Annotated in this window: 1 protein-coding gene; it reads left to right on the top strand. The window is 62.2% G+C overall.

Translation table 11 applies throughout. The features are described 5' to 3' along the window. A partial coding sequence (locus AAEY78_RS14095; RefSeq protein WP_352340018.1) for a GTP-binding protein occupies positions 1-254 on the top strand: 254 nt, incomplete at both ends.

The raw sequence follows: 254 nt of genomic DNA, 5'->3' as shown, positions 1-254 counted from the left end.
GGAAGGGCATGGGCGGCAACTATCCGGAACACCGCATCAACATCATCGACACCCCGGGCCACGTCGACTTCACGATCGAAGTGGAGCGTTCGATGCGCGTGCTCGACGGCGCGTGCATGGTGTACTGCGCAGTGGGCGGCGTGCAGCCGCAGTCGGAAACGGTGTGGCGTCAGGCGAACAAGTACAAGGTGCCGCGTCTCGCGTTCGTCAACAAGATGGACCGTACCGGCGCGAACTTCTTCAAGGTCTACGAC

Source organism: Psychrobacter sp. 16-MNA-CIBAN-0192, assembly GCF_040309565.1.
Classification (GTDB): Bacteria; Pseudomonadota; Gammaproteobacteria; order Pseudomonadales; family Moraxellaceae; genus Psychrobacter.
Note: the sequence above shows the minus strand (reverse complement) of the source record. Positions and strands in the feature narration are given on the sequence as shown.